Origin of the sequence: Streptomyces sp. NBC_00984 (genome assembly GCF_045162475.1) — a bacterium.
In the GTDB taxonomy this organism is placed as follows: domain Bacteria; phylum Actinomycetota; class Actinomycetes; order Streptomycetales; family Streptomycetaceae; genus Streptomyces.
The window spans coordinates 272,901-299,771 of record NZ_CP108734.1; the positions used below are offsets into that span (position 1 = coordinate 272,901).

The 26,871-nt window shown below is 70.7% G+C and carries 13 protein-coding genes and 4 pseudogenes; 10 read left to right on the forward strand and 7 right to left on the reverse strand.

All coding sequences use genetic code 11. The features are described from left to right. Positions 1–108 precede the first annotated feature (108 nt). Positions 109–930: pseudogene (locus OG520_RS01320) on the reverse strand (transposase); the annotation flags it as partial. 431 nt (positions 931–1,361) lie between these two features. Here OG520_RS01320 and OG520_RS01325 point away from each other — a divergent pair. Both OG520_RS01325 and OG520_RS01330 read left to right on the forward strand, forming a co-directional pair. Continuing rightward, positions 1,362–1,922 (forward strand): cysteine hydrolase family protein, encoded by a 561-nt coding sequence (locus OG520_RS01325; RefSeq protein WP_406016392.1) that lies wholly within the window; start codon positions 1,362–1,364, stop codon positions 1,920–1,922. Positions 1,923–1,981: 59 nt separating this feature from the next. Next, positions 1,982–2,227 (forward strand): annotated as a pseudogene (locus OG520_RS01330) (transposase); the annotation flags it as partial. A 40-nt stretch (positions 2,228–2,267) separates the two neighbouring features. On the opposite strand, the gene OG520_RS01335 reads toward OG520_RS01330, so the two are convergent. Beyond that, a complete protein-coding gene (locus OG520_RS01335; protein ID WP_406011842.1) occupies positions 2,268–2,687 on the reverse strand; it encodes a hypothetical protein in 420 nt (139 codons plus the stop codon). Between the two features lie 1,011 nt (positions 2,688–3,698). Here OG520_RS01335 and OG520_RS01340 point away from each other — a divergent pair. The 3 genes from OG520_RS01340 (at position 3,699) to OG520_RS01350 (ending at position 7,000) form a co-directional block, all read left to right on the forward strand. Further along, complete coding sequence (locus tag OG520_RS01340; RefSeq protein WP_406011843.1) at positions 3,699–4,943, forward strand: hypothetical protein; 1,245 nt, start codon at positions 3,699–3,701, stop codon at positions 4,941–4,943. 243 nt (positions 4,944–5,186) lie between these two features. Beyond that, the gene (locus tag OG520_RS01345) at positions 5,187–6,416 is read left to right on the forward strand and encodes an acetyl-CoA carboxylase biotin carboxylase subunit family protein (protein ID WP_406011844.1); all 1,230 of its coding nucleotides are present in this window, start codon (positions 5,187–5,189) and stop codon (positions 6,414–6,416) included. Positions 6,417–6,712: 296 nt separating this feature from the next. After that, complete coding sequence (locus tag OG520_RS01350) at positions 6,713–7,000, forward strand: hypothetical protein (RefSeq protein ID WP_406011845.1); 288 nt, start codon at positions 6,713–6,715, stop codon at positions 6,998–7,000. 305 nt (positions 7,001–7,305) lie between these two features. Here OG520_RS01350 and OG520_RS01355 read toward each other — a convergent pair whose 3' ends face one another. After that, positions 7,306–7,905 (reverse strand): cupin domain-containing protein, encoded by a 600-nt coding sequence (locus tag OG520_RS01355; RefSeq protein WP_266431254.1) that lies wholly within the window; start codon positions 7,903–7,905, stop codon positions 7,306–7,308. Between the two features lie 9 nt (positions 7,906–7,914). Next, complete coding sequence (locus tag OG520_RS01360) at positions 7,915–8,982, reverse strand: response regulator transcription factor (protein ID WP_406011846.1); 1,068 nt, start codon at positions 8,980–8,982, stop codon at positions 7,915–7,917. A gap of 321 nt (positions 8,983–9,303) precedes the next feature. Here OG520_RS01360 and OG520_RS01365 point away from each other — a divergent pair, with 321 nt between their 5' ends. Continuing rightward, on the forward strand, positions 9,304–10,227 hold the full coding sequence (locus OG520_RS01365) for a DMT family transporter (RefSeq protein ID WP_406011847.1): 924 nt from the start codon (positions 9,304–9,306) through the stop codon (positions 10,225–10,227). A gap of 1,970 nt (positions 10,228–12,197) precedes the next feature. On the opposite strand, the pseudogene OG520_RS01370 reads toward OG520_RS01365, so the two are convergent. Then, positions 12,198–12,704, reverse strand: a pseudogene (locus tag OG520_RS01370) (AAA family ATPase); the annotation flags it as partial. 127 nt (positions 12,705–12,831) lie between these two features. After that, positions 12,832–13,755 (reverse strand): helix-turn-helix domain-containing protein, encoded by a 924-nt coding sequence (locus OG520_RS01375; RefSeq protein ID WP_406011848.1) that lies wholly within the window; start codon positions 13,753–13,755, stop codon positions 12,832–12,834. Positions 13,756–13,892: 137 nt separating this feature from the next. Here OG520_RS01375 and OG520_RS01380 point away from each other — a divergent pair, with 137 nt between their 5' ends. The 3 genes and pseudogenes from OG520_RS01380 to OG520_RS01390 form a co-directional block, all read left to right on the forward strand. Next, positions 13,893–14,810, forward strand: coding sequence for an MBL fold metallo-hydrolase (locus OG520_RS01380; RefSeq protein WP_406011849.1), 918 nt, complete (start codon positions 13,893–13,895; stop codon positions 14,808–14,810). Positions 14,811–14,839: 29 nt separating this feature from the next. After that, positions 14,840–16,279, forward strand: a complete 1,440-nt coding sequence (locus tag OG520_RS01385; protein ID WP_406011850.1) for a carboxylesterase/lipase family protein — start codon at positions 14,840–14,842, stop codon at positions 16,277–16,279. Positions 16,280–16,542: 263 nt separating this feature from the next. Further along, a pseudogene (locus tag OG520_RS01390) lies at positions 16,543–16,971 on the forward strand (alpha/beta fold hydrolase); the annotation flags it as partial. A gap of 123 nt (positions 16,972–17,094) precedes the next feature. Here the strand turns inward: OG520_RS01390 and OG520_RS01395 are convergent. After that, a complete protein-coding gene (locus OG520_RS01395; protein ID WP_406011851.1) occupies positions 17,095–17,784 on the reverse strand; it encodes a hypothetical protein in 690 nt (229 codons plus the stop codon). Between the two features lie 609 nt (positions 17,785–18,393). Between OG520_RS01395 and OG520_RS01400 the strand changes: the two genes are divergently transcribed. After that, a complete protein-coding gene (locus OG520_RS01400) occupies positions 18,394–26,805 on the forward strand; it encodes a type I polyketide synthase (protein ID WP_406011852.1) in 8,412 nt (2,803 codons plus the stop codon). Positions 26,806–26,871 lie beyond the last annotated feature (66 nt).

Consider the following 26,871-nt stretch of genomic DNA (forward strand, 5'->3'; position numbering starts at 1 on the left):
GTTGCTGGTGACGTTTTCGGCCTCTGGGCATGGTGGAGTCCCGGCGCGGTGGTCGGGTTCTCCGGATTCCTCGGGTCGTGGGCGGGCGGGACGGGGTGGGGTGGGTTGTCAGCCGGCGGGGCGGGGCAGTGCGGCCAGGCGGTGGAAGGCCGTAGCCAGCTCGGGTTTCCAGGGCCAGGTGGAGCAGATCCGCAGGCGGAGGCGGCGGCCGCCGTGGGTGAGGCGGGCGGCGACGTGCAGGATGCGGTAGCGGAGTTTCTTGGGTTCGGCAGCCGCGAGTTCGCCGTCCAGCAGCAGGACGCGGGTCCAGGCCAGCAGGTCGATGGCGCCAGGGACAGCTCGAGCCAGGCGGCGTTGATCGCGAAATGGCGGGAGGATACCGGTCAGCTCGGCGACCTCGGCACCGTCGCGCAGGGTCCCGTTCTGGTCCAGTGCGGGGTGCCAAAGTTTGTCGGGGAGGGCCCCGATCGCTCGGCGGACCGGTTCGGTGACCGCGTGTCCGAAGGAGAAGCACAGGTCCAGACCGTTCTCCCGCAGGGTGTCGAGGTGGGCCAGGAAGGCTTTCGCGGATCCGGCGCTGTCGGCACGGACGAGGATCGCGGTGCCGTGCCGGTGAGCGTCAGGGATCTGTGCGAGGGCCTGGTCGAGGACAGTGATGTGATCGGCGGCGGTATTGGCTCCGGCACTGCCGGGCCGCAGCAGCCCGGACATGCCCTCGCCGGTGTTGGCCAGGAAACACAGCAGCGGGTGGTAACCGAATCCGTTCTTGTAAGTGGGGGCGGCTGCCTTCTTCTCGGAGTGGCACGTGATCAGTATGGCGTCGATGTCCAGGACCAGAGCGGACAGTTCGTGCCCTGCGGCAGTCACCGCGGGTATGCCCTCGCCGGCTTCGGCGCGCCAATTCCCCGGTCGGCACCAGCGAGCCCGTCTTCGAGGACCCGTGGGCGCTGGATGGCCTATCCGCCCAGGTGCGGGCGCTGGCCACGGGCGACGTGGCCGGCTGGGTCGACACGTTCCAGCGGTTCACCGCCTGCCCGCACCGCGAACTGGCCGACATCGATGCCGACCTGATGCGACGGGTGCGGGAGATGGCACTCGGCACGCTCGGCGAGTACGCACCCGGCGAGGCGGACCATCGGGTACCGGTCACGGCCACCTGGGAGCACGTGTCCGGTATCGCCGTCCCCGTGTGCGCGATCAACGGTGCCCGGGACGCACCGGACCGCCTCGCCATGGCAGACCCCCCTGGCGAAACTCGCCCCCGGCAGGCACACTGCCACGGTGTCGGCGGCCGCGCACTACCCGAACACGGAGCAACCGGCCCCCTTCAGCACCGAACTGACATCGTTCCTGGAGACCGTATGAGCAGCGCCCTTCTGGTGATGGACGTCCAGCGAGCCGTCGTGGACATTGCCGACGACGGCTCCGGATACCTGCCGCGCCTGCGCAGGGCGATCGATGGCGCCCGGACGGCAGACATTCCTGTCATCTACGTCGTCATCGCATTACGTCCGGGCTTTCCGGAAGTCGGCCCGCGCAACAGGGCACTCACCGCCGTCGCGCGTGCCGGGCTCCATGTCGAGGGCGACCCCGGCACCGAAATCCACCCCGATGTCGCGCCCCTGCCGGGCGAGGTGGTGGTCACCAAGAGACGGGCGAGCGCGTTCTCGGGCAGCGACCTCGACGTGGTGCTCAGGGCGAACGGCATCGACAGCCTCGTCCTCACCGGCATCGCCACCAGCGCCGTGGTGCTGCACACCCTGTGCCAGGCCAACGACCTGGACTTCGACCTCACCGTCCTCGCCGACGCCTGCCTGGACACCGACGCCGAGGTTCACCGGTTCCTCACCGAGAAGCTGTTCACGCAGTGGGCGGACGTCGTCACCGTCGACGACTGGCTCAAGGCCACCACGCCCCGTTAGCGGCAGACGGGGAGTGTTGCGCCGCCGTGCTTCTGTCGACGTGGTGAGCGTGGCCATGCGACGCGTTGTCGTGTACGGATGGGCCAGTGCGGACGCTGGTCGATCTCGCGCTCGCGCCTGAACACCGTCGCGGTCACGGAGTTCTGTAGGGCAGGCTCAACCAGGGGTGGATTGATGTCGCCCGGCCGCGTCGAGCTCTGGCTGGGATGCCGTTGCCGAGGCCGGCGAATGGTCGGCCCGTGTTGGCTGTGGATGCCTCGCCGTGGCTTCGACCGGACGCAAGAACCTGTGCTGACCGGTCCTTTTGACACACGCTCGGCCATAGGGCAGGGGGTGCCAGACAGGTCACGGGTCCGCCCTCGGTGGCGTCGAGCCCGGCGTCCAGCAGCGCGGAGAGAATACGGAGCGGACGCGCCGAACCGTGCCGTACCTGGACGGCGAAGAAGCCGAGGCCCTGGCAGAGCTCCCTGGTGGTCTCCGGCCGTGGGCGAGGATCGGGTAGCCGTCGAGCTCCACCCCGGTGCGCACCGCGCGGCGCGCGGCGGCCAGGGCGCCGACCCGGGTGCAGCTGTCCACGGTGAGGGTTCCGCCGGTGCTGGCCCGGTCGCGGCGGACGGCCGCAAGGCCGGACCGCGTGGCGGACGGTGGGCCGAACCCCGTCCTCGGCCGTTCCACCAGCTCGCCCGCCCGGTTCACCTCGGACACGGCACGGCCGAAGGAGAGCGGAGGGGCGGCGGAGCCGGTGGTGGCCTCCAGGCCGCTCACCGGCTGTCCGCCGCGAGTGAGACGTCCATCGCCACGGTGCCGACGTAGTGGCAGAAGTCTCGTAATCCCTGAGCCGTCCTCGGAAGACGGCGGTGAACCCGGCGGCGAGGAGCTCCGGCGCATACGTGCCCGTTGCCGCCGCCCCGGTGCCGGACGTGCCCCCGATGATCACCGGCAGCCGCTGCATGACCTCCTGCGCATCAGCCGCCGCCGTCCGCGACCCCGTGGCCATTGACGGTGCTGACGACGAGGTCAGGGCGAGCCGTCGGCACTCGGAGATCAGCAGCTCCTCCGGCACACAGGCCCCGATGTTGTGCACCTTGTGCCCCAACTCCTCCAGCAGCAGCTGGAGATAGACCAGATTCCAGGTGTGGGAATTGAAAACCCTTGTGGATTCCGGCACACAGACCCTAGGCGCGACCCGCTTCCCACCGCGCCCTCAGCTTCCTGCAATGCAGGTAGGTGATCGACGCATCCACTGGTGACCCGGATCAACAGCACCGCAGAATCAACGGAGTTCCACATCTCATCGCGGAGAACCTGTACCGGGAAGAGCACGGACAGGTTTCCCGAAAGGAGGAGCGACACCACCATGGAATCCATGCCCACCACCCATGCCCCCGCCGCTTTCCCGCTCGACGAGCGCGGAATGGGGCCGGTCGAAGTGCACTGCCACGGTTTCGGCGATGTGGACTTCTCCGATTTCACGCGCGTCGACCTGGACCGACTGGGCATGTGGTGCGCCGGCGAGGGCGTACCGGCGCTTCCCACGATGTGTCTGCACCGCGACCGGCTGAGGAAGTTCGAGAACTTCATGCGCCGTTACGCCGCCAAGCGCGCGGACGGCCTGCTCTCCCACATATCTGGAGGGTCCGCTGTTCTCCCACCGCGGCGGCACCCCGCAGTCCACGGTGTGGGCGCCCAGCCGCACGGAGTGGGAACGCCTGGCCTCACTCGGCGACCACGGACCGGTGTACACGGTGGTCCCCCGACGCCCATTCCCCCGAGTCGGTGCTCCAGGACGACCCGCACCCGCGGGAGAGCGACTTCGAGTGGATCGTGCCGACCCTGCTCGCCCACGGCGTCGGCTCCCAGCCGTCGGCCCTGCACATCGCCAACGCCAAGGCCCGCGGGCTCACCGACGAGGACATCTGCTTCCTCATCACCGGGACCGCGCAACGCTCCTCGCGAATCCCCCCGCACGTTCGAGCGGTCTCTTTCACAGAACAGGATGGTGCCGTGCTCGATCGCATCGCGGAGGCGATGAAAGAGCCTGATGTGCTCCGGCTGGACCGCAACGTCTACGTACTGCGCTTCGAAATGATGAAGCTCCATTCGGCGCTCGAAACAGTGCGGTGGCTTTGGGCGGACGGAGTTGTCGAACCAAGCGGCACCCTCATGGACAGCTCGAACGGTACGTCGCCTCCGTACCCGGCACCACACCCAACCCGTCGCACATCAAGGAGGTCCTGCTGTGAGCACTTCGCTTCCCGCGCCCCCCGGGCACATCTCATCGCACTCGAATGGCTCCAGTTCGGCCTGGGCCGGCTGGTGGCCGCCGCTGAGGAGGGACTCACCGTCCACCTCCTGACCGAAGACCGCCAGGAGTACGCGCACGAGCTCTCTCGCCTGTACAGCCCGCACCTGGTGGTGCACGACGTGAACACCCACAGCGTGCGGCAGGTCGTCGCAGCAGCGCGGCAGATCGGCGACCTGGCGGGACTGCTCAGCACCACCGACACCTGGAGCCTGGTCGCCCTCGCCGCCCGTGAGGAGCTCGGTCTGCCGGGACAGGCGCCCGAGGGCGTGCGTCTGGTCCGTGACAAGGCCCGGCTGCGCCGGCGGCTGTACCAGCACGGGCTCTCCCGCTCCCCGAGGGCCATCCGTACGCGGCACGCTGCCCGGTCGGCGCAGTGCGGAGCCGCTCGAACGGCAGGCCCGGACTTTCTCGTCCTCAGCTGCCTGCGCGGCGACCACGAAGGGGGCGCGGGCACGTACTACGCCGACGCCCGGGACGTCTGCCGCGCTCTGGACCCGGCGACCCTGGAGATCCCGCGCAGCCCGCTGTTCCGGACGAACGCCCCCGGCAGTTACGTGCGGGAGGCCGCAGGCTGCGGTCAGGTGTTCTCCGACCCGGTCCCGATGATCAGCAACCCCGAGTCCTGCCCCGAGGTCTCCGCGGCCGCCAACGGGATCCGCACGCGGGACGAGCGGGCCCGCGCCGCGCTCGACAGGCTGCAGGAGTTCTGCGGGTAGATCGCCCACGAGGTCTTCCGCCACCCCGGGCGGGCACCGCTCGTCAACAACCGCAAGGGCCTGCACGCCCGTTCCCCCCTTCATCGCACGCTACGACGGCCAGGACCGCTGGCTCCAGCGGACGTATGTACGGCGCAGTCAGTGGACCATCCGCCACCGTGCCACCCCCGGCTCCCGGCGCCTGCACTGAGTACGCGCCGGCCCCTCACGACCACCGCGGCACCGGAAGAGAGACACCCGACCATGACCACTACGACCCCCCTGAACGACGGCGCGGACCCGCAGATCGCCGTCATCAACTACGGCCCCACGCTGGACTATCCGGCGATGTTCCCCGAGTGCGCGGACCGGCTGCACGTCTTCAGCCACCATGACCTGGAGCACACGGAGGGGCTGGCCCACTACGAGTACGTGCCGGAGTGCGAGTCCGTCCCGTACGCGGAGCTCATGATCCGCAGGCTGGCGCGCGAGCGGCCCTTCACCCACGTCCTCACCAACAACGAGTACGACCTGGAGCGGACCGCCCGCATCCGGGAGGATCTCGGCCTCTCGGGCCAGTCCACCGCGAGCGCCCTCTCCTTCCGCGACAAGGCCGTCATGAAGGAGACTGCGAGCCGGACCGTGCCCGTACCGAACTTCGTACGCCTCGGCACGTTCACCGACCTGACGGACTTCGTCGAGAGGTACGGGTACCCCGTCGTCGTCAAGCCGGTGAAACAGGGCGGCTCCCGCGACATCACGGTGCTGCGTGGCGAGGACGACCTCCTCGGCTTCAGCCGGCTGCCCTGGCGGGAGGACCTGATGGCGGAGGAGTTCGTCGAGGGTCCGATGTACCACATCGACGCGGTGCTCTCCGACGCCTACCGCTTCGTGGCCTCCTCCCGCTATCTGCGCAGCTGCCTGGGGGTCTTCTCCGGACAGAACAACGGCTCGGTGCAGCTGCGCCCGGACAGCCCCTTCGCCCGCCGCCTCGAAAGCTACCTCGACCAGGTCCTGGCGGCCTTCGAAACACCTCCGGCGAGCGCGTTCCATCTGGAGGTCTTCCACACGCCCGACGACCAGCTCGTGCTGTGCGAGATCGCCTCACGGGTCGGCGGCGACCGGATCCCCGCACTCACCCGGGCCACCTACGGAGTGGACCTGCACGCCGCCGTGCTGCGCCTTTCCTGCGGGTTGCCCGTGGCTTCCCCGCCCCAGGACCCGCCGGCCCAGGTGCACGGCTCCGTCTCCGTACTGCCCCAGGGCCGCCCGGTGCGGGCGCCGGGGAGGCCGCCGTTCCCCTGGGTGCGGCACTACGAGGTGAACGAGAAGCTCGCGCCCGGCGAGACCACCCTGCACAGTGCCCACCACCTGTGCTTCGCCATCGTGTGCGGGGACGGGCCGGAGCAGGTGGAGGAGCGGCTGCTGGCGACCGAGAACTGGCTCATGGAGAACCTCGTCGAGGGCATCTCAGACATCGGGGAAGGCGACTGACGTGCCGTACAAGATCCTGGTCCTGGTGCCGGGAGCGGAGGAGTTCGAGCTCGACAACCCGTCGCTCGTCCCCAGCGCTGTGCTGCGCGAGGGCCACGAAGTGCGTATCGGGAACGTCCTTGCGGGCTCGTCTCCGACGAACCCGACCGCCCATGGATCCTCAAGCAGCCCAACGAGGGCTGCGGCGCCGATGTCTACGTCGTCGGCGACAAGGACCGCAACAGCGCGGCGCTGCTCAGCTCGGCCATTGGCCATTGGCCATTGGCCATTGGCCATTGGCCATTGGCCATGCCAGCATGGGCGCCCGCTACGAGAGGCTGCAACTCACCGCTGACGAGGAGACCTTCGTCCGGGACATCGGGAAGCAGTTGAGGAACCACGGTATCCACCACGCGGGGATCGACCTGGCGTACCCGCACGAGATCGAGGTCGATCTGGAGAACCCCGCCGGTCTCTGCCATCACAAGCGCGTAGCCGGCGAGGACCGGTCCACCGAGGCCGTACGTGCCGTGCTGAACTCTCTGCGCACCGCCGGGAAGCTCCCGAAACCCGATTCCGTACGTGCTTCCGCCCCCGGTGCCTGAGCGGCCAGGGGCGGAAGCACGACGCCGGGGGGCGTCGCAGTGCCGGCCGAAGTCCAGCAGCAGCTGGAGTGGCTCCAGGGGAGCTGTGCGAAGGTCTGGTGACAGCGGGGCGAGGTTCGGTCGATGTCCCCGAACGGATGGCGTGCGGGGGCGAGTTGCTTTCCGAGCCGCTCGCGGGCCTCGTCCGGCATACGGAGCTCGGCGAGGGTGACGGCGGGCGAACCGCCGTCACCGGCATGACATCGACGCCGGACACAGGTTCCCCTCTGTGTCCGTAGCGGGCGTGGCAGGCGCTCGGCGAGGCCTCAGTAGAGGCTGGAGAAGAGCACTCCGACGAACTGGGCGGGCTCCGCGCTGTCGTTGCGGAAGGTGTGCGGATAGCCGGCCGACCACTGGGCACAGTCCCCGGCACGCAGTTCGTGGTCCACACCGTTGTAGCGGGCCACCAGGATGCCCCGGGTCATGACGATCAGGTCCGTCCCCTCGTGCTGCAGCTCCTCCCGCAGACCGCTGCCCGGCTGGAAGTCGGCCGTGATCACCTGGTATCCGAGTTCGGGAGACCGCAGGACGTGGTACGTGACACCCGGCGCCCGCTCCAGCCGCTCCTGGGACTGGAGCGGGAAGACCGAGGGCGTGGCACGTCCCCGTGAGAACCCGAGGAAGGACCCCACGTCGTGGCCGAACACCCAGGCCAGGCGGCTGAGCCGCTCCAGGGCGATGTCGGTCTCGCCCCGCTCCAGTGCCGCCAGGAACGACACCGACAGCCCGCACTCCGCGGAGACCTGCCGCAACGACATGCCCCGCTGGTTACGGAGCCGGCGCAGGACCTCGCCCGGCCGTGGGTAGCCGTGCTCCGGGGGCCGGTCCGCCGCGGAGGGCGTGGAGGAGTGGTCGGGGGTGGCCATATGCACTTCCTAGGTTCCTGTGATGGAGAGCGCCGCGGAATCGGGCGGAGCCTGCGTACCGCTCTGGAACTGGTCCAGGAGACCCGACCTGGCGATCAGGACCCCCAGCTGGAAACGGCTGCGGGCGCCGAGCTCCTGGTAGATCTTGGCGATGTGGTTGCGGCAGGTACGGACACTGACGCCGATACGCCGCGCGATCACCTCGTCCGTCTGTCCTTCGGCGAGGAGTTGGACGATAGTGCCGCGGACGTCGGAGAGCACTCGGCTCACCTCGGTCGTACGGACCTGCCCCCCGAACTCCGTGGCCGCCCGCCAGGTCCGCTCGAAGACCTCCACCATGAAGCGTACGAGACCCGGCTCGTGGACGACGACAGCGAGATGGGCGTCCTCCAGCGGGACGATCGCGAGCTGCCGGTCGAAGATGATGACGCCCTCGAAGGGACCGGCCAGGGTGCGTGCCGAGCTCCGGCCTTCGGCGAGGGCCGCCACGTGCTGCCGGGTCGCGGGGTCGAAGCGCGCGGCGTGCTGGTGGATGACGCGCACCGCCACGTCGCGCTTCCGGAGCACCCCGGCCGCCTTCTCGGTGTGCAGCTGCGCGAGCCCTGCCCACCAGTCGGTGCCGGGCCGGGCAAGCATCACTTCGCCGGTGCACTGCTCCAGGGCGGAGGCGATCTCCTCATGGAGGTGCCTCTCCCCGACGAGAATCCGCAGCGCCTCACTGCTCGAGACGTCCCGCAGGGCCTCCTCGTGCGCCCGGTGGAAGCCGACGAGCTCGGCCTGGATCTCCTGCGAGCGCCGCTCCATGCGCTCGATCTGCTGTTGCAGGGGGGCGAGCCGGTGGAAGGCCGCCGCCCGGGGCGTGACCGGGAGGAACGTGTCCTCTGCTCCGGGCAGGGGCTGGAGCAGCATGGCCTCCAAGAGCAGCCGCACCGCCCGTGCCGTACGTTCGGCGCTCCAGCCGAGCTGGGCCGCGGCCGGCTCGGGCCGCAGCACTTGGGTACGCACCGCGAGCTGATAGAGCTCTTCCTGGTCCTCCAACTCTTCTGAGCAGTAGGGCTTGCGTTCAAGAAAGTTCACGTTCACCTGGCCCCCTCCTGTCTCTGGTGAAGATCCACCACCGCCCGACCTGCCCCGCCAAGCAAATACCCCCAGGGCGGCGTCGTACTAAATAGAGCACAGCCGTGCGGCATATCGTAAGATGCCTCAGGTTCACGGTCAACGACAGGGCAACCGGCCACGTTGGCAACGTCAGAGCAAGGCCGAACCATCCGAGCCGCCTTGCAGGTTCCTGCAGATCGCCCCCGCGCTCCCCTGCGGGACGATATCTCGCACTATCGTGCACTTTTAGATACACCCGCCAAGGGGCCAACCCCACTCCACGCGAGATCAGGAGGCGCCATGAACGTGGGCCTGAGGGAAACCCGGTCAGCGATGCCCCGGTCGGGCGGCGACGCCCGACCGGCGCGGGGCGGCATGTTCGCCCGTATCGCCCTCGTCGTGGTCTGGAGCTCCGGGTTCATCTCGGGAAAGCTCGGGCTCCGGCATGCCGCGCCATTCACCTTTGCCTGCCTGCGGTTCGCGATAGCGGGCGGCCTCCTGCTCGTGATCGCCCTGATCCTGCGCAAGGAGCTGCCACGAGGACGGCTGTTGGGCCGTCTCATGATCGCGGGTGTACTGATCCAGGGCGTGCAGTTCTCCAGCATCTACGCCGGCATGGACCTCGGCGTCCCGTCCGGGGTCGCGGCCCTGATCATCGCCCTCTACCCGCTGGCCGTCTCCCTGATCGCCGTGCCCGTACTGAACGAACGCGTCACCAAGGGACAGATGCTCGGCCTGGCACTCGGGCTCGGCGGCGTCGTCCTCGCCGTCTGGGACGGGCTCCACGTCGGCGAAGGCCATCTCGGCGGGCTCGCCTTCCTCTTCCTCGGCCTGCTCGGCATCTCCGTCGGCACGATCTGGCAGAAGCGCCACTGCCATGGGATGGACCCCGTCACCGGCAACGCCGTCCAACTGCTGTCCGCGGCCGCCGCAGCGCTCGTCCCCGCTCTCCTGCGGGAGGGCTTCGACGTCACCTTCACCGCCGGGTACTGGCCGGTGCTGCTCTGGGCAGCGTTCATCAACTCCATCGTCGGCGTGGGGCTGTTGTACCACCTGCTCCAGCACCACGGCACCAGCCAGGTCAGCAGCCTCTTCTATCTCGTCCCCATGGTCACGGCCGGGTTCGCGGCCCTGCTGCTCCACCAGCACCTCGGCCCGCTCACCCTGGGCGGTCTCGTCCTGGCGACCGGTGGCACCCTCCTGGCAAACCGGATCAAGGGCTGACGCCCGGTCTTCGGCGTACCCCGGCAGGGCCGGGGACCGAGGTTGAGGAGCAGACCCATCAGGCGTTCCCTGCCGTGTCGCGGGGCAGGAGGCGCCGGCACCGCTCGTCGACCAGTTCGCGCGACGAAACCCGCGAGGACGTCGGCACGGTGTGGTCGTCCACGATCAGGCCGTGCCTTCCACGAACCACGGCCAACGGCAGCGATCATCCGACCAGCCGTTCCGCCAACAGAACCACCTGATCGACCGCCGAGATCGAGGGCCGCCTGCCAGTCCCCCAACGAGGTCTCGGGAACAAGCACGTCCGGCAACGGCCCCGACAGATCAGGGTCAAAGAAACCACTGACGTCATCCCGCAGCAGATCAGCCACCCCGCCATCCTGCCCGCCACACCTTCACGAGGCAGACCGGGTTCCTTGACCAAACCCATGGAGGCCCCGTCAGGCCGCCATCGCCTATGAGTCGTCTTCGTCCTCGTACTTGTCCAGGTCGCGGATGCACTCCTCGGCGACCGCACCTGCGAACCGCGGGCAGGCCCAAGCCTCCGCACTGCGCTGCTCACCGGCCGGCGGAAACTCCGCCGGTGCGTAGAAGTGCGGCAGGCCGGAACGGAGTTCCGCGTACTCCGGCATCGCATGCCCGTCCTCGTGCCTGCACTTCGGCGGCCGGGGCGCGGCGGCAACGGCGCGCATGGTCGCGAGGACACCCCGAACCACGGACCGGGGCGGGGACGGGTACGAGATCTTCATCGCCCGGTGGGAGGCGAGTAGCAGCACGGGCCGCTCCCGCTCGTCCGCCTGCTCGTACCGACGCGCGGCCCACAGGCCCAGATCGTCGGCGTACTGCTCGTTCCAGCCCTTGTAGTCGAGCCGTTCCACGATCCTCTCGATCTCAAGCCGTCCGTCCGCGCGCAGATACTCGGCGTCGGCATGGGAGGTGTCCCGGTGCCCGAAGAGTTCCTCGCGCCGCTTCCGCAGCACACTCAGCGACTCCTCCGCGACCTCCGCCATGGAGACCGGGCACACCACCTTCTCCAGTGGAGGCACACGCCCTTCCCGGTGGCTCATTTCGTAGACCCCCCGCCCGCCGGGGCTGCTCAGCATGACCCCGAGTTCCGCGGCGTCCGGGCCGCTGTCGGGAAGGTTCGCATGCCACTCATGTCCGCAGGCCGCGTCGGCGAAGTGCGTCAGCGTCCTTTCCACCGCGTCGACCAGGTCGTCGAGAACCGACTTCGTCCGCACCATGCCGGACACGGCGTACCAGGTAACCGCCCTGACGATCAGCAGATGTCCGGGGCGGTCCTCGGGATCGGCGCTGGAGAGGTCCCACGCCTGGGAGGAGATCTCCTCGTCGATGTCGGTCCACGGCTTGGGGTAGCCGTGCAGCAGCGCCGTGAGGGTCTCCACGGTGCTCCTGGCCTCCATGGGCAGGCGCGGCGGAACGTCGGTGACCGAACCCGGCTCGACGATGTCCATCGCGATCCGGGCGAATCCGGCCGCATTGTGCGGGCATCGCCACTCGTCCCGGGGCCGGTCCTCGTTCCATTCCGCCGTGTCGTCGGCGAGCTGGGTCAGCTGCTCGGCGAGGTACATGTCGTCCCCGCTGTCATGGCTGGCGTACGGGTGGGATTCGTGGGCGCAGGGCCGCTCGCGCAGTGCCGTGTCGGCGGCCTTCAGAGCCGCCATGGCCTGCGGTACGACGCCTTCGCCCGGCAGCCAGGTGAGGTAGGGGGCCATCACGACCAGTCCGAGCGTCCAGACGAAGGCCGACCCGCCCCCGGGGTCGGTGGCAAGCCGGGCGGCGCAGTCACTCACGGCCTTGTCGTACTCGTCGTTGCGGGAGTCCTGATAGTCCTCCCGAATCTCGTCCCAGGAGCCGGCGAGTTCTTCCAGGAGTGTGATGTCGATGTCCGTCGTGATCTTTACGACGCGCGCGGCACCGTCCGGAGTTCCGCGGGGCCGGGCTGTACTTGCCTCTGCGATCTGCAGGGCGGCCTGGGCGGGCGTGAGGTGCGCGGTGTCGACGGCCTCGGCCTCGCCGCGCAGCCACGTGCGGGCCGCCTCGGCGTAGGGCGCGAGGTATTTGAGGCGGAACGGGAAGGGGACGGGAGAAGCCCCCTCGATGCGCCTGCGCAGGGTGTCCTGGTCAGCGTGGAGGACGAAGTGCCTTACCCGGATGGCATGTTGGGCGAGGCCCGTGTTGATCTCGCGCCAGTACTGCTCGACCAGGACAGTCATGGGCATCACCAGGGTGCCGCCGGTGCAGTCGAGTACGCGGCGGGCGGTCTCGACGACGAGCTGCCGCCATGGCGGCCAGTGCTGGAAGTTGTCCGTCCCGGGCAGCCCCGGCGTGATGTCCATGAGTCTCTCGCCGACCTTCTCCGCGTCGAACACCCGTGAATCCGGCATCAGTTGCTGCACGAGTGCACTGGTCGTCGTCTTGCCTGCGCCGTGGGTGCCATTGAGCCATACGATCACGGGACCCAACGCTGGCGCCGTACGGGCAGCGAAAACAGACACGACAGAAGTCCGGAACGGCTCCGCCGTCTCCCAGGGGTGTCAACCATCAAGATCAGGTGTCACCTGTCTCGAAATGTCACGTTGATCAACAATCCTGAGTACCGAGGCGGCCAACTGAACCTCTCAGTACGCCGACGCTGTCCGCGTGCGGCGCCCGGCTGCCGCTCGTCTGCCGGAGGAGCGCGAGGGCCTCCTCGGAAGAGGAGCCGGCGGGGGTTGTGCACACGACGAGCGCCTGCTCCGGTGAACGGGCGATCGACAGTGTCTGCTGTGTCACCGTCACCGCGCCGACGACGGGATGGTGCAGCTCGTAGGACGCGGCGTCGCACGGCGCCACGCGGTGGTCCCCCCACAGTGCGACGAACTCCGGGCTTTTCATCGTCAGCTCGCCGATCAGCTCCGCGAGCAGCGGGTCCTCCGGGTACCTGCCGACGGCGATGCGCAGGTTGCCGACCACAGCGCACGCCTTGCGCTTCCAGTCCGCGTACAGCTCCTGACAGTGCAGGTCCAAGAACAGCATCCGGCTCATATTCGGGCGTCGCTCCGGGTCATCCGGGCCGAGGAAGTCCAGGTGACCGGCCAGCAGGGCGTGCCCAAGGGTGTTCCAGGCCAGCACGTCCGTACGGCGGCCGAGCACGATCGCCGGGACGCCGTCGACGGCGCGGAGGAGGTCGCGTGTTTCGTCGGCGAGCTTCTCGGGCCGCGGGCGGCGAACGCGGGGCGCGTGGCGGGCAGCGCCGGCGAGCCGGTCGAGGTGTTCGCGCTCGTGCTCGTCGAGCAGGAGTGCGCGGGCGATCGCGTCGAGCACCTCGGCCGAGGCCCCGCGGGACAGGCCCTGTTCCAGCCGTGCGTAGTACGAAACGCTGACGCCCGCCAGCTGGGCCAGTTCCTCGCGCCGGAGCCCGGCCACCCGTCGGCGGGGCCCGACGTCTCGCAGACCGAGGTCCTCGGGTCGCAGCCGCGCCCGTCGGGCTTGGAGGAAGGCGCCGAGCGGGCCGGGTCCGTTCATTGCCCCAGTATCCGGTGCGCGGCCCGATCCCAGCCACACCCTGCGAGGGGTAGGACAACCCGGGACTGGTTCGTGCCCGTCCCCGTGTCCAGACTGGATCTCATTCGGCCACGTACCCCGGACCCGAGGACGGACACATGGATCAGAACCCGGAGCAGATCACCCTTGGCGACGTCACCGTCACCCGGATCAAAGAGTTCTACGGCTCGGTGGAGATGTCTCCGGGCCAGTTCTTCCCGGACAGCCCCCAAAGCTCGTGGGACGAGCACCGCGACTGGCTGGCACCCGATTTCTGGAACCCGGAGACGGACGAGTGTCATACGGCGATCCAGTCCTGGCTGTTGCGCAGCGAGGGGCGCACGATCCTCGTCGACACCGGCGTGGGCAACCACAAGGACCGGCCCTACGCGCCGGTGTGGAGCCGCCTGGACACGAACTACCTCGGCCACCTCGCCGCCGCCGGGGTGCGGCCCGAGGACGTCGACATCGTGGTCAACACCCATCTGCACATCGATCACGTCGGCTGGAACACCCGTCTCGACGGTCGGACCTGGGTGCCGATGTTCCCGAACGCCACGTACCTGATGACCCGCCGGGACTTCGACTTCTGGGACCCGGCCAACGAGAACAAGACCGTGCTTGGCCGCGGGAACCAGAACGTCTTCGAGGACAGCGTCACGCCGGTTCACCAGGCGGGACTCACTCACCTGTGGGAGGGGACGTACCGGATCGACAAGAACCTGCGTCTCGATCTCGCTCCTGGGCACACTCCCGGCTCGTCCGTGCTCACCCTGGAATCCGGCAGCGATCAGGCCTTGTTCGTCGGGGACCTGGTGCACACCGCGCTGCAGATCACGGAGCCGGACACCAATTCCTGCTTCTGCGAGGACCCGGCGGAGTCCCGCGCCACCCGACACAAGCTGCTCGGCCGCGCCGCCGAGAACAGCGCTCTCGTCTTCCCTGCGCACTTCGGCGGCCAGGGAGCCGCAGAGGTCGTGCACAGCGGCTCGAAGTTCGCGATCAAGGAGTGGGCGGGCTTCTCCCGCATCTCCTGATGTGCCCCTCCAGAAAGGAAGTGTGTTCCATGCCCCGACAGGAAGATCCGGTCGTCGAAACCCCGGCGGGCGCCGTGCGCGGCGTCCGTGACGGATCCGGCGAGCGCTACCGCGCCCTCCCCTACGCGGCGGCACCGACCGGCGCCGGCCGTTTCGCGCCACCCGTACCGCACCCGGGCTGGTCCGGTGTCCGCGACGGCACGCGGCCCTCGCCCACGGCTCCCCAGCCGGCCCGCGACTTCGGCCGACTCGACATGGTCCCCTACTTCGGGCCGGGCTGGGTGCCCGGCGCGGAGTACCTGACCGTCGATGTCCACACGCCCGCCGCCGACGGCGGCAGGCGTCCCGTCATGGTCTTCGTGCACGGCGGCGGGTTCGTCACCGGCTCGAACCGCGCCGCGCTCTACGACGGCGGCGCCTTCGCCCGTGACAACGTCGTCCTCGTGACGGTGAACTACCGCCTCGGCATCCCCGGGTTCCTCGATCTAGCGGGTGCTCCGGCCAACCGCGGACTGCTGGACGTGCTCGCCGCGCTCAGCTGGGTACACGACACCGTTGCGACATTCGGCGGCGACCCCGAGAACGTCACGGTCTTCGGCCAGTCCGCGGGCGCCACGCTCACCGGCGCGCTGCTCGCAACACCGGAGGCAGGCGGTCTGTTCCGGCGAGCGATCGTCCAGAGCGGCAACGGCACCGGCGCGTTCACTCCGGAGCAAGCGCAACGGGTCACCGCCACTGCGGCCGCCGCGCTGGGCGTCGAACCGACCGCCGAGGCGTTCGCCCCGATCCCGGACGAACGCTTCCTGGCGGTCCTGCCCGCACTGGCCGGCCTCGACCTCCGTACCAGCGCCGCCACGGACCCGCTGGCCGGGCTCAGCCCGTTCAGCCTGGTCCTGCCGGTCCAGCCCGCCGACACTCTCGCCGACGGCCCGGCCCGCGACATCGACCTGCTCATCGGCACCAACACCGAAGAGGCACACCTCTACCTCGTACCGCAGGGCGACCTGGAGCCCACCACGGAAGCCGACGTGCTCGCCGTCGCCACCCGGGTGCATGCAGACCCGGAGACCGCCCTCGCCGCGCACCGCGCGGCACGGCCGGACGACACACCGGGTGAGCTGCGCGCCACCGTGCTCGGGCAGGCCCTGTTCGGGGCCGGTACGACGCGCATGGCGCAGGCCCACGCGCGGATCTCGGGCGGCCGCACGCACGTCTACTCGTTCGGGTACCGCTCGACGGCCCTGGCCGGGCAACTCGGCGCTGCCCACACCGTCGAACTGCCCTTCGTGTTCGACATCGCCGACAAACCCTGGCTGCACGGGGACACCTGCCTACTCGGCCCCGACCCCGCCCCAGCAGGACTCGCAGCCCAGGTACACGGCGCCTGGGTCGCGTTCGCCGGCACCGGGAACCCGGGCTGGGCTCCCTACGCCCCGCAGCGGCCCGTGGTGGAGATCCTCGGCGGCTGAGCGTCCTCTCACCGGACGGGGCGGTCGCCGGTGGCCGAAGTCCGGGGCAACCGTTGGCGTCCGCAGGACCTCTCCGCCACTCGGCAATCAACCAGCGAGACCTTCCGCACCACTTGAGCAATGCTGACGCGGTGCTCATGGACACATGGAAGAGCTCAAATCGGTGCGGAAACCGCATGCCTGCTCCGACCAGATGTCCCGTCGCGGTGTAGGTGGCCTGTGCGACCCGTTCACCTGCATGAATGCCAGATGGTCGGCGAATGCCGATGGCCGACCCGCTTCTCTGGTCGATCCGGTCGGACGCGGTGCTCCGCAGGGGGGTGACCGCAGTATGCAACCGCCCGGTGGACGTCCCGGACGACCTGGTCGCCGAGGTCCGGGGCATCGGCTATCGCACGTTCAGGACGGTGCTGCGCCGAAATACCGCGTACATCGCCGAGCGGAGCGTGCCCGAGCGCCTCGCCGCCCTCGACGTCCCAGTCCTGGTGATCTTCGGCGCTGCCGACCGCCGCTGGGATCCGTCTTCGGCACACCACTACGACACGGTGCCGAAAGCGCGCGTCGAGCAGCTGCCCGCCGTCGGACACCTGGACCAGGCCTACTTCGTAGCGAGTGACGGGATGACGATGCTTCGAGCCGGGCGAGCGTCCGGGGCAGGGTGTGGATGGTTTCAGCACTCCGGCCGGAGTTGAGGTCTTCACGCGCAGGCCCAACCCCTCGCCCCCTCTCTCGAAGTGCATCTGCCAGATGGCGAAGCGTGTGGGCTGCGAGACGGCCCGGCCCGGTGTGAGGCCGCCGCGCAGCCGGGCAGGCTCTTACAGGTGGGAGCTGATCACACCGCCGTTGCTGAGCACGATGTATACGCCGTTGGCGTCGAGCCCGGTGTCGTGCTGGTTCGCCTCCATCGTGGCCTCCACCGCGCCCTCGTTGCCGAGGATCTGCGCGCGGTACCGCAGCTCGCCGATCTTCGTGACCTTGGCCGTCCAACCGCCCGCGAGCTTGAAGGTGCCCGGTCCGGTGTGTCCGCCGCCCATCCAGGAATGCACCTCGCCGCTCAGCGTGAGCACGACGAACATGTCGTTGGCGTCGAGCCCGGCGTCCTGCCCCTTCGTCTCCAGTGCGGCCAGAACCGAACCGCGGCTGACGATCTCGGCGCGGTAGTGCTGGTCACCGAGCTCGTAGATCTCGGCCTTGCTGCCGTCCGCCAAGGTCTGCGTGCGGACGGGGGATGCCGCCTTGGCCGCGGCGGCCGGTGCGGTGGCACGGTGCGCGGCGGACGTCCCGGTCTGCACGCTGATCTGGGCCTTGTCGGCGCTGGTCTTGGCGCCGTCGGGCGCACCACCGTTCCCGGTCGAGCGGGAGGCGGAGCTGGAGATCTTCTTCTCCGAGCCGGCGGCAGCGTCGTTGCCCCCGCTCTGGCAGGCGGTCAGCGAGAATGCCGCAGCGGCGGCCACGGCCACCAGGCCGGCGGAACGGACAGTACGGCGAGCACGGCGAGTGGTCATTGTTGAAGCCCCCATGGGATATCAGGATGCGGCGCCTGCGCCTGCTCCCGCAGGGCGGCCGGCCGGATCTGCTGTTCGTTACACCCCGTGAGATGGCACCCGGGCAGGAGTCGTTCAGCGAGTTCTTGTCCGCGCTTGGTAACAACGGAACTGGGCGCCACCGTGCGAGTCCTCAAGTCCCTGAGCCGCGCCATTGCTTGAGGCGATGGAAGCAGCAGTCGACGCGTGCCTCGCCGCGGACGAGCAAACGATCGAGCGGGACATCAGCCCCGAGCCGGTCCTCGGCGGCTCGCCCCCGCCTGGACGGGGACCCGTGGTCGAACCACACTCGCCGGCCTGTTCCACGTCGCCGCGATCGACGAGTGCCCCCTTCGAGAAGGCGCCGGGCGCGGCCGGAGCGCGGCGCCGACCGGGCGGACCGGCTGCCCGGCCGGCCGTGGCGGGACTGAGCCCGCAGAGCTGAACACCGCACACGACCACCCTGTTCGACGGAATTCGATGAAACCGGAAGGTGAGTCGTACCCCGTCGGCGTCGACCCGTCGCCGGGAGGCAACCTGGTACACCGTGCCGTCGTCCTCAACGGCGGGTCATCTCAAGGAGGTCATGCGGTGAGTAGGCACGCCGACATCGTCAAACCACTGTCGGAACTGCTCGGGCACCACGCCCGGCGCCTCGGGGACAAGATCTGTTTCGAGGACCGGCTCAGGCGTGTGACCTACCGGGAGCTGGAACGGAGGACCGCGCGGCTGGCCGGTCACCTGGCTGGACTCGGTCTGGCGCGCGGTGACCGGGTGGCCGTACTGCTCGGCAACCGTGTCGAGGCGGTCGAGAGCCTGCTCGCCGTCACCCGGGCGAGCGGTGTGGGCGTACCTCTGGACCCGGGGAACTCGGAGGATGAGCTGACCCGATTGCTGGACGACAGCGGGGCACGGGTGCTCATCACCGATGACGCCTGCCTGACGCGGCGGCGAACGCTGCCGTTGCGACCCGGGTTGACCGTGGTGGTGGCCGAAGGCGGCGCCGAGGACGGGGCCGGGAACTCTCCTTCGTGCGCGGACCGCGTGGAGCCGGCGGACGGGGCCGGCGGAACCGGGGGCCGGCCCGCCGGGGTCGCGGGCGGCGTTCTGCGGTTCGAGGAGTTGGCGGTTACGGAGCCGCGGACGCCGGCCCGGGACGATCTGGCACTGGACGAAGTGGCGTGGCTGCTCTACACCTCGGGCTCCTCCGGCACGCCCAAGGGCGTCCTGTCCACCCAGCGCAACCGCCTCGCGCCGGTCGCAACGGGCCTTGTCGGGGTCCTGGGCCTGTCCGAACGGGACCACGTGCTGTGGCCGTTGCCCCTCCATCACGCGATGAGCCAGATTGTGTGTTTCCTCGGGGTGACCGCAGTGGGGGCGAGCGCGGTGCTGCTGCCCCGGTTCTCGGTGGCGGGGGTACTCGGCGAACTGCGGCGTGGGGACGCCTCGTTCACCTTGCTCGGCGGAGTTCCGACCACGTATTCGGCGCTGCTCGACGCGGTCCGGGGCGAGGAGAGCGGTCCGGACGGCGGCGGTCTCGGCGCCCCCGCGCTGCGGGGTTGTGTCAGTGGTGGCGCCGCGGCGGGGCCCGGGTTCCGCGAGTCCTTCGGGGCGATCTGCCGTGTGCCTTATCTGGAGCACTACGGCAGCACGGAGGCGGGCGCGGTCACCATGCCGGCGCCGGGCGAGGAGCCGATGTCCGGGGCGTGCGGCCGGGTGCTGCCCGGCGTCCGGGTCCGGGTCGGCGGGGGCCCCGACGGCCGGGACACGGGCGAGGGCGAGTTGTGGGTCAGCGGGCCGGGGGTGATGGCCGGCTACCACGGCAGGCCGGAAGCCACCGCGGAGGTCCTGCGCGACGGCTGGTTCCGCACGGGTGACCTGGCCAGGATCGATGCCTCCGGTGGACTGGCCATCACCGGCCGGGCGAGTGATCTGATCATCCGGGGCGGGGTGAACATCCATCCTTCGGAAGTGGAGGCGGTGCTGCGGCGGCTGCCGGGGGTGGCGGACGCCGCCGTGGCCGGACGTCCGCACCCCGTCTTCGGCGAGGTGCCGGTCGGCTATCTGGTAGCCGAGCCCGGCGGCGTACTGGACAGGGGGCGCATCCTCGCCGCCTGCCGTGCGGAACTGTCCGGCTTCAAGGTGCCCGCCGAGCTGTTCGTGGTGGAGGACCTTCCCCGTACCGCCTCCGGGAAGACCCTGCGGCGGGACCTCGCCGGCCTGCCGGCACGGGCGCTGGGCGCGGAGGCCGCCGGGAAGCCGTCGGAGGACCTGCTGGCCCTGGTGCGGGGCGAGGTGGCGGCCGTGCTCGGCTGTACGGCTCAGGCGGTGGAGCCGAGCACGGCGCTGCGGGACCTGGGCATGGACTCCCTGACGGCGACGGTGCTGCGGGAGCGGTTGTCGGCGGTGACCGGCCTGCCGCTCTCCGAGGCCGTCGCCTTCGACTTTCCCACGGCCGCGGCGCTCGCCGCCCACCTCGGGGAGCGGAACGCCGCCGCGCCGGCCGTCGCCGGGTCCGTGGACCGGAGTGCGGCCCGGTCGGACGACGATCCCGTGGTGATCGTGGGGATGGCTTGCCGCTATCCCGGAGAGGTGACCTCTCCCGAGGAGCTGTGGCGGCTGGTGGCCGACGGGAAGGACGCCATCAGCCCCTTCCCCACCGACCGGGGCTGGGACGTCCGGGCGCTGTACGACCCGGACCCCGGACGGCCCGGACGGACGTATGTGCGCGAGGGAGGTTTCCTCTCCGGTGTGGACCGCTTCGACCCCGGCTTCTTCGGTATCTCGCCCCGCGAGGCGTTGGCCATGGACCCGCAGCACCGGCTGCTGCTCGAAGTGGCGTGGGAGGCGTTCGAGTACGCCGGTCTCGTCCCCGGCACTCTGCGCGGCTCGGCGACCGGGGTGTACGTCGGGCTGATGTACAGCGACTACGCGCGCCGCCTGGCAAGGACTCCCGAGCATGTCGAGGGGTACCTCGGCCTCGGCAACGCCGGAAGCGTCGCCTCGGGTCGTATCGCGTACGCCTTCGGCCTCGAAGGCCCGGCCATCACCGTGGACACGGCGTGTTCCTCGTCCCTGGTGGCCATGCATCTGGCGGCCCAGGCGCTGCGCCGGGGTGAGTGCGCTTTCGCGTTGGCCGGTGGTGCCACGGTGATGTCGGGGCCCTCGTCGTTCGTGGAGTTCAGTCGCCAGCGGGCGCTGGCGCCGGACGGCCGCTGCAAGGCGTTCGGTGCGTCCGCCGACGGCACGGGGTGGGCCGAGGGTGCTGGAATGCTGCTGTTGAGCCGGTTGTCCGAGGCGCGCAGCGCCGGGCTTCCGGTACTGGCCGTGGTGCGCGGGTCGGCGGTGAACCAGGACGGGGCGAGCAATGGGCTGACCGCACCGCACGGGCCGGCGCAGCAGCGGGTGATCCGGCAGGCGCTCGCGGACGCGGGGCTGAATCCTGGGGATATCGACGCCGTGGAGGCGCACGGCACCGGCACCCGGCTGGGGGACGTCATCGAGGCGGAGGCCTTCTTCGCGACGTACGGGCGGCAGGCGCGGCAGAGTCCCCTCCGGTTGGGCTCGGTGAAGTCGAACATCGGTCATACCCAGGCAGCTGCCGGAGTGGCCGGTGTGATCAAAATGGTGCAGGCGATGCGGCATGGTGTGCTGCCGCGTACGTTGCACGCCGACGAGCCGACCCCCCGTGTCGACTGGTCGTCGGGGCGGATCTCGCTGCTGACCCGGGCGGTGGGGTGGCCTGCGACGGATCGCCCGCGCCGGGTGGGGGTGTCGTCGTTCGGGATCAGTGGCACCAACGCCCATGTGGTGCTCCAAGAGGCTCCGGACGGCGCGGAGGCCGCCTCGCTGTGTGCCGTGGCGGACGGCGGGACCGCGAGGGGCCGTGTCGGACCCGGGGTGGTGCTGGAGGGCGCGGCGCGTCCCGGGCCGACCGCGGTGGCCTTTCCGGTGTCGGCGAGGAGCGTGCCGGGGCTGCGGGCCCAGGCCCGACGGCTCTACGACCATGTGGTCGCCGCTCCTGATGCGTCCCTGATGGATATCGGATACTCGCTCGCCACCACGCGTGCGGCCTTGGAGCACCGGGCCGTGGTGGTGGCCCGGGACCGTGCCGGGCTGCTCGGCTCCCTGCGGGCTGTGGCGGAGGGCGACGGCCGGTCCGGAGTGCACACGGGCACGTCCCGCCATCACGGCCCGCCGGCCTTTCTGTTCACCGGTCAGGGCAGTCAACGTGTCGGCATGGGCCGTGAATTGTACGAGTCGCGGGATCTGCATCCGGCCTTCGCCGGTTCGTTGGACGAGTGCTGTGCCCTGCTCGACCCGCTGCTGCCGGTGCCTCTGCGGGACGTCATGTTCGCCGCGCCAGGTACGGAGACGGGCGCGTTGCTGGATACGACCCGGTTCGCGCAGCCGGCGCTCTTCGCTCTGGAGACTGCGTTGTTCCGGCAGTTCGAGGCGTGGGGGGTACGTCCCGGTCTGGTGGCCGGGCACTCGGTGGGCGAGGTGGCTGCGGCGCATGTCGCCGGGGTGTTGTCCCTCGCGGACGCGTGCACGTTGGTGGCGGCCCGGGGCCGGATGATGGACGCGCTGCCTTCGGGCGGCGCGATGGCGGCCGTGGCCGCCGGCGCGGACGAGGTGGCTGCCCACCTCTCCGGGACCGGGTGTGCAGTGGAGATCGCCGCGATCAACGGGCCTGCCTCGGTGGTTGTCTCCGGCGACGATTCGGCGGTGCGGGAGGTGGCCGCGTACTTCCGGGAACGGGGCCGTTCGGTGACGCCGCTGCGGGTCGGTCATGCCTTCCACTCCGCTCGGATGGAGCCCGTGCTGGCCGAGTTCGCGGACGTGGTCCGGCGGCTGTCCTTCGCCGCACCGCAGTTGCCTCTGATCACCGCTGTGCCGGGCCGGGCGGCCACCGCCGAGGAGGTGTGCACGCCGGAGTTCTGGGTGGACCATGTCCGCCGTCCGGTTCGCTTCGCCGATTCGGTGGCGTACCTGGGTGAGCAGGGCGCGGCACACTACGTCGAACTGGGGCCGGACGGGGTGCTCACCGGCCTGGTACGTGATTGCCTTGCCGTGTCCGGGCCGACCCCGGCCGACCCGGACACGGGCGAGGCGGGCGGCGGCGAGCGGGGCCCGGTGCCACTGGTTCTGCCGACACTGCGCGGGAGGCGGCCGGAGGCGGATGCCTTGCTCGACACGCTGGCCGCGCTGCATTCCCATGGCGTTCCCGTCGACTGGCGGGCTGTCCACGCCGGGTGCGGCGGGCGGCGCGTCGCGCTGCCCACGTATGCCTTCCAGCGCCGCCGGTACTGGCTGGAGACCGACCCGGAGCATCCGCCCGTGTCCCCGACCGCCGAGCCCGCCCATCCGTTCCTGCGGTCGGGCACCCGTACGGCCGACGACGACGGGCTGCTGCTGAGCGGGTTGCTGTCGGTGCAGGACCAGCCGTGGCTTGCCGACCACGTGGTGGCTGGGGAGATCCTGCTTCCGGCGACTGCTTTCGTCGAAATGGCCCTGCATGCCGGTGAGTTGGCTGGCGCGGACATCCTGGACGAGCTCGTTCTGACCGCGCCGCTGCCGTTGCCCTCGGACGGTGCAGTCGCCTTGCAGGTGAGGGTGGCGGGGGCGGACGACGCGGGGCGGCGGGCTGTGCTCTTCCACTCCCGGCCGCATACTCCGGCGGGTGATGAGCCCTGGCTCCGGAACGCCGTCGGCACTCTTTCGCCGGCGCAGCCGCCTGCGGACCGGGGAGCAACCGCAGGAGAGACCGGCGGTGTGCCCCGGCCGGACGCGTCCTGGCCACCGGAGGCGGCCATGCCACTGCATGCCGACCGTCCGGGGACCGGACCGTATGAGCAACTGGCCGCCGACGGGCTGCGTTACGGCCCCGCTTTCCGGGGCATGCGCGCCGCCTGGAGGCACGGGGAGGAGTTGTACGCGGACATCGCGCTGCCCGAGGCGGCCCGGACTCCGCGCCGGGAGGCGGACGGCCCGGAGTTCGTCCTGCATCCCGCACTGCTCGACGCCGCGCTGCACGCCCTGGCCCTGGACAGCCTTGTCGCGAACGGTTCCGGGGCAGCCGATCCGGCGGCCGGCGGGTTGTCCCTGCCGTTCGCCTTCAGCGGGGTGCGCGTGCACACCGCAGGTGTGCAGCGCTTGCGGGTACGGGTGGCCCCCGGGCCGGACGGTCGGACCGGAGTGGAGCTGGCCGACGAGACGGGCGCACCGGTGGCGACGGTCCGTTCGCTGGCGCTCCGCCCTCTTCCGCGTACCGGCTCAACGACGGCGGACGCAGTCACCGGTGCTCTCCACCGGACGGACTGGGTGGCGTCGGCCGAGCCGTCCACACCTGTGGTAATGCCCCGTTGGGGGGTTCTGGGCTCGGCGGGCACACGGCTGGTGGATGCGCTCGCGCCGCCGGGTTCCGGCGTCCCGGTGTACCCCGGCGCGGCGGCGTGCGACGCGTCGTCGGCCGTCGTCGTGGCACCTTGCCTGCCGCCGGGCACGACCGACGACGGGCACGACCAGGTTGCCGCTCTGCTGCGGGCAGCGGACTGGGCACTGAGGCTCGTGCAGGAGTGGCTCGCCGAGCCCCGCCTGTCCCACTCCCGTCTCGTCCTCGTGACGTCCGGTGCCGTCGCTTCGACCGATGACGGATTCCCTGCGGATGGTGCCGGTCGCGGGAGTGACGGCCGATCCGGCGAGACGGCGTCCGTACCGTTGCACACGCCGGTGTGGGGACTGGTCCGTTCGGCCCTGCGGGAAAATCCCGGCCGCTTCGCTCTGATCGATGTGGACGAGCACCCCGACTCCTGGAGTGCCCTGCCCGCCCTGCTGGCCGCCCCGGTGCCGGAGGCAGCCGTACACCGGGGAACGGTGTATGTGCCGAAGCTGGTGCCACTGGCCGAGGCGGCACCGAAGCCACGGAAGAGGCGGACGCTCGATCCGAAGGGCACCGTCCTGGTCACCGGCGGCACCGGTTCCCTGGGCATGCTGGTGGCACGGCATCTGGTCGCCGCTCACGGCGTCCGGCATCTGCTGCTCGCCGGCCGGCGCGGGCCGGACGCTCCGGGGGCGCGGGAACTCGTCGCGGAGCTGTCCGAGGCGGGCGCCCAGGTGACCGTTCACGCCTGTGATGTCGCGGACCGGACCGCGCTCGCGGCCCTCCTCGACGCGGTACCGGCGCCCCACCCGCTGACCGGCGTCGTGCACACTGCGGGGGTGCTGGACGACGGCGTCGTCGCGGCGCTCACCACCGACCGGATGAGGCGGGTGCTGCGCCCGAAGGTGGACGCCGCTCTCGCTCTGCATGAACTGACCCGGGGTCACGACTTGGCCGTGTTCGCGCTGTTCTCCTCGGTAGCGGGTACCTTCGGCTCCGCGGGTCAGGCCAACTACGCCGCGGCCAATTGTGTGCTGGATGCCTTGGCGCGGCACCGCGGGCGGCTCGGACTGCCCGGTACGTCGATCGTCTGGGGCCCCTGGCAGCAGCCCGACGGCATGATGGCGCACCTCGGCGACGCGGATCGGCAGCGGATGGCCCGCTCCGGGTTCAGCCCGCTCGGGCCGGAAGAAGGCCTGGCCCTCTTCGACACGGCCGTGGCCGGTGACGAACCCGTGGTGGTGGCGGCCCGCCTGGCCCCGGCCGCTCTCCGTGGCGGTGGCACGGCGGCGAACCGGCTCCGAAACACTGCCGCCGCCGGGGACGACGCAGGCGACGGAGGCCGGGGACGACTCGGCCCGTCGCTGGCTGCTGATTCCCCGGGCGGGATGGGCGGGGTGCTGCTCACGAAGGTCCGGACCCTGGCGGCCCGCGTCCTGGGCCATCGGGAGGAGGCAAGCGAGATCGACGAGGACGCCCTGCTGGCGGACCTGGGGCTGGATTCCCTGGCCGCGGTCGATCTGCGCAATGAGCTCGCGGCGTGGACGGGGCTGGCGCTGCCGTCCACGCTGCTGTTCGACTTCCCGACGCCGCGCGCGCTCGCCGTCGAGCTAACGCGGCGGTATGCCGCCGAGGCACCTGCTGCGGGTGCCGCGTCCGACGGCCGGGCACGGCCTGAGGCCGACGGCTCTCCGGGCTTCCCGGGCCGGCCGGCGGACGACGGTCCGGGGAGCGGTCCCGGAAGCGGTCCGGGGGCGGGCGCTCCGCCGGATGCCCGGGTGCAGGTCGCCGAAGCCCCGCATGCCGGGGAATCTCCGGACTCCCTGGGCGCGCTCTTTCGTACCGCATGCGCCCGGGGGCGGAGCTGGGACGGCATGGTGCTCCTCACCATTGCCGCGCGCCTCCGCCCGGTCTTCGACAGGGCCGGGGCGTCCGGTGCGACGCACGAACCCGTCATGCTCGCGGCGGGCGGCACGGGGGCCCGGCTGGTGTGCTCCCCCGCGCTCAGCGCGCTGTCCGGACCGCAGGAGTACGCCCGCTTCGGTGCCCGGCTGCGAGGGCTGCGGCCGGTTTCCGCGGTCCGGCACCCGGGGTTCGAGCCCCGAGAGGCTCTGCCCGCCACACTGGACGCTCTCGTCACCGCCCAGGCCGCTGCCGTCCGCGCAGCCGCGGCCGAAGGCCCCCTGGTACTGCTGGGGCGGTCGGCCGGTGGCTGGGTGGCCCACGCTGTGGCCGAGCGTCTGGAGTCCGAGGGTGCCGCCCCGGTGGCCGTCGTCCTGGTGGACACCTATCCCCCCGCTCACGGTGACCAGGGGCAGGCACTCTCCACAATGACGTCGGACATGCTGCGCCGGGCGGCGCAGTTCGCCTCTGCCAGTCCCGATCGGCTCACCGCCATGGCCGGATACTTCGAGCTCTTCCGTGGCTGGAAACCCGCGCCGCTCGCCTGCCCCACCCTGTACGTACGAGCCCGGGATCCACTGCCCGGCACCGACCCCGCCCCGGACTGGAGCCTGCCACACGCCGAGGTCACTGTGCCGGGGGACCACTTCACCATGCTGGAGGAACACGCCCGTACCACCGCACTCGCCATCCACCAGTGGCTCGGCAGCCGGTTCTGAGGACGTCCCGGGAGGGGCGCGGGTGCGGGCGTGAACGACTCCGCCCCACGCGCCCCCACGCCTTTC

Coding starts and splice junctions, on each gene's coding strand:
- OG520_RS01345 (WP_406011844.1), top strand. CDS start 5,187: ATGACCACTACGACCCCCCTGAACGACGGCGCGGACCCGCAGATCGCC.
- OG520_RS01365 (WP_406011847.1), top strand. CDS start 9,304: ATGAACGTGGGCCTGAGGGAAACCCGGTCAGCGATGCCCCGGTCGGGC.
- OG520_RS01385 (WP_406011850.1), top strand. CDS start 14,840: ATGCCCCGACAGGAAGATCCGGTCGTCGAAACCCCGGCGGGCGCCGTG.
- OG520_RS01350 (WP_406011845.1), top strand. CDS start 6,713: ATGGGCGCCCGCTACGAGAGGCTGCAACTCACCGCTGACGAGGAGACC.
- OG520_RS01380 (WP_406011849.1), top strand. CDS start 13,893: ATGGATCAGAACCCGGAGCAGATCACCCTTGGCGACGTCACCGTCACC.
- OG520_RS01325 (WP_406016392.1), top strand. CDS start 1,362: ATGAGCAGCGCCCTTCTGGTGATGGACGTCCAGCGAGCCGTCGTGGAC.
- OG520_RS01395 (WP_406011851.1), bottom strand. CDS start 17,784: ATGACCACTCGCCGTGCTCGCCGTACTGTCCGTTCCGCCGGCCTGGTG.
- OG520_RS01355 (WP_266431254.1), bottom strand. CDS start 7,905: ATGGCCACCCCCGACCACTCCTCCACGCCCTCCGCGGCGGACCGGCCC.
- OG520_RS01375 (WP_406011848.1), bottom strand. CDS start 13,755: ATGAACGGACCCGGCCCGCTCGGCGCCTTCCTCCAAGCCCGACGGGCG.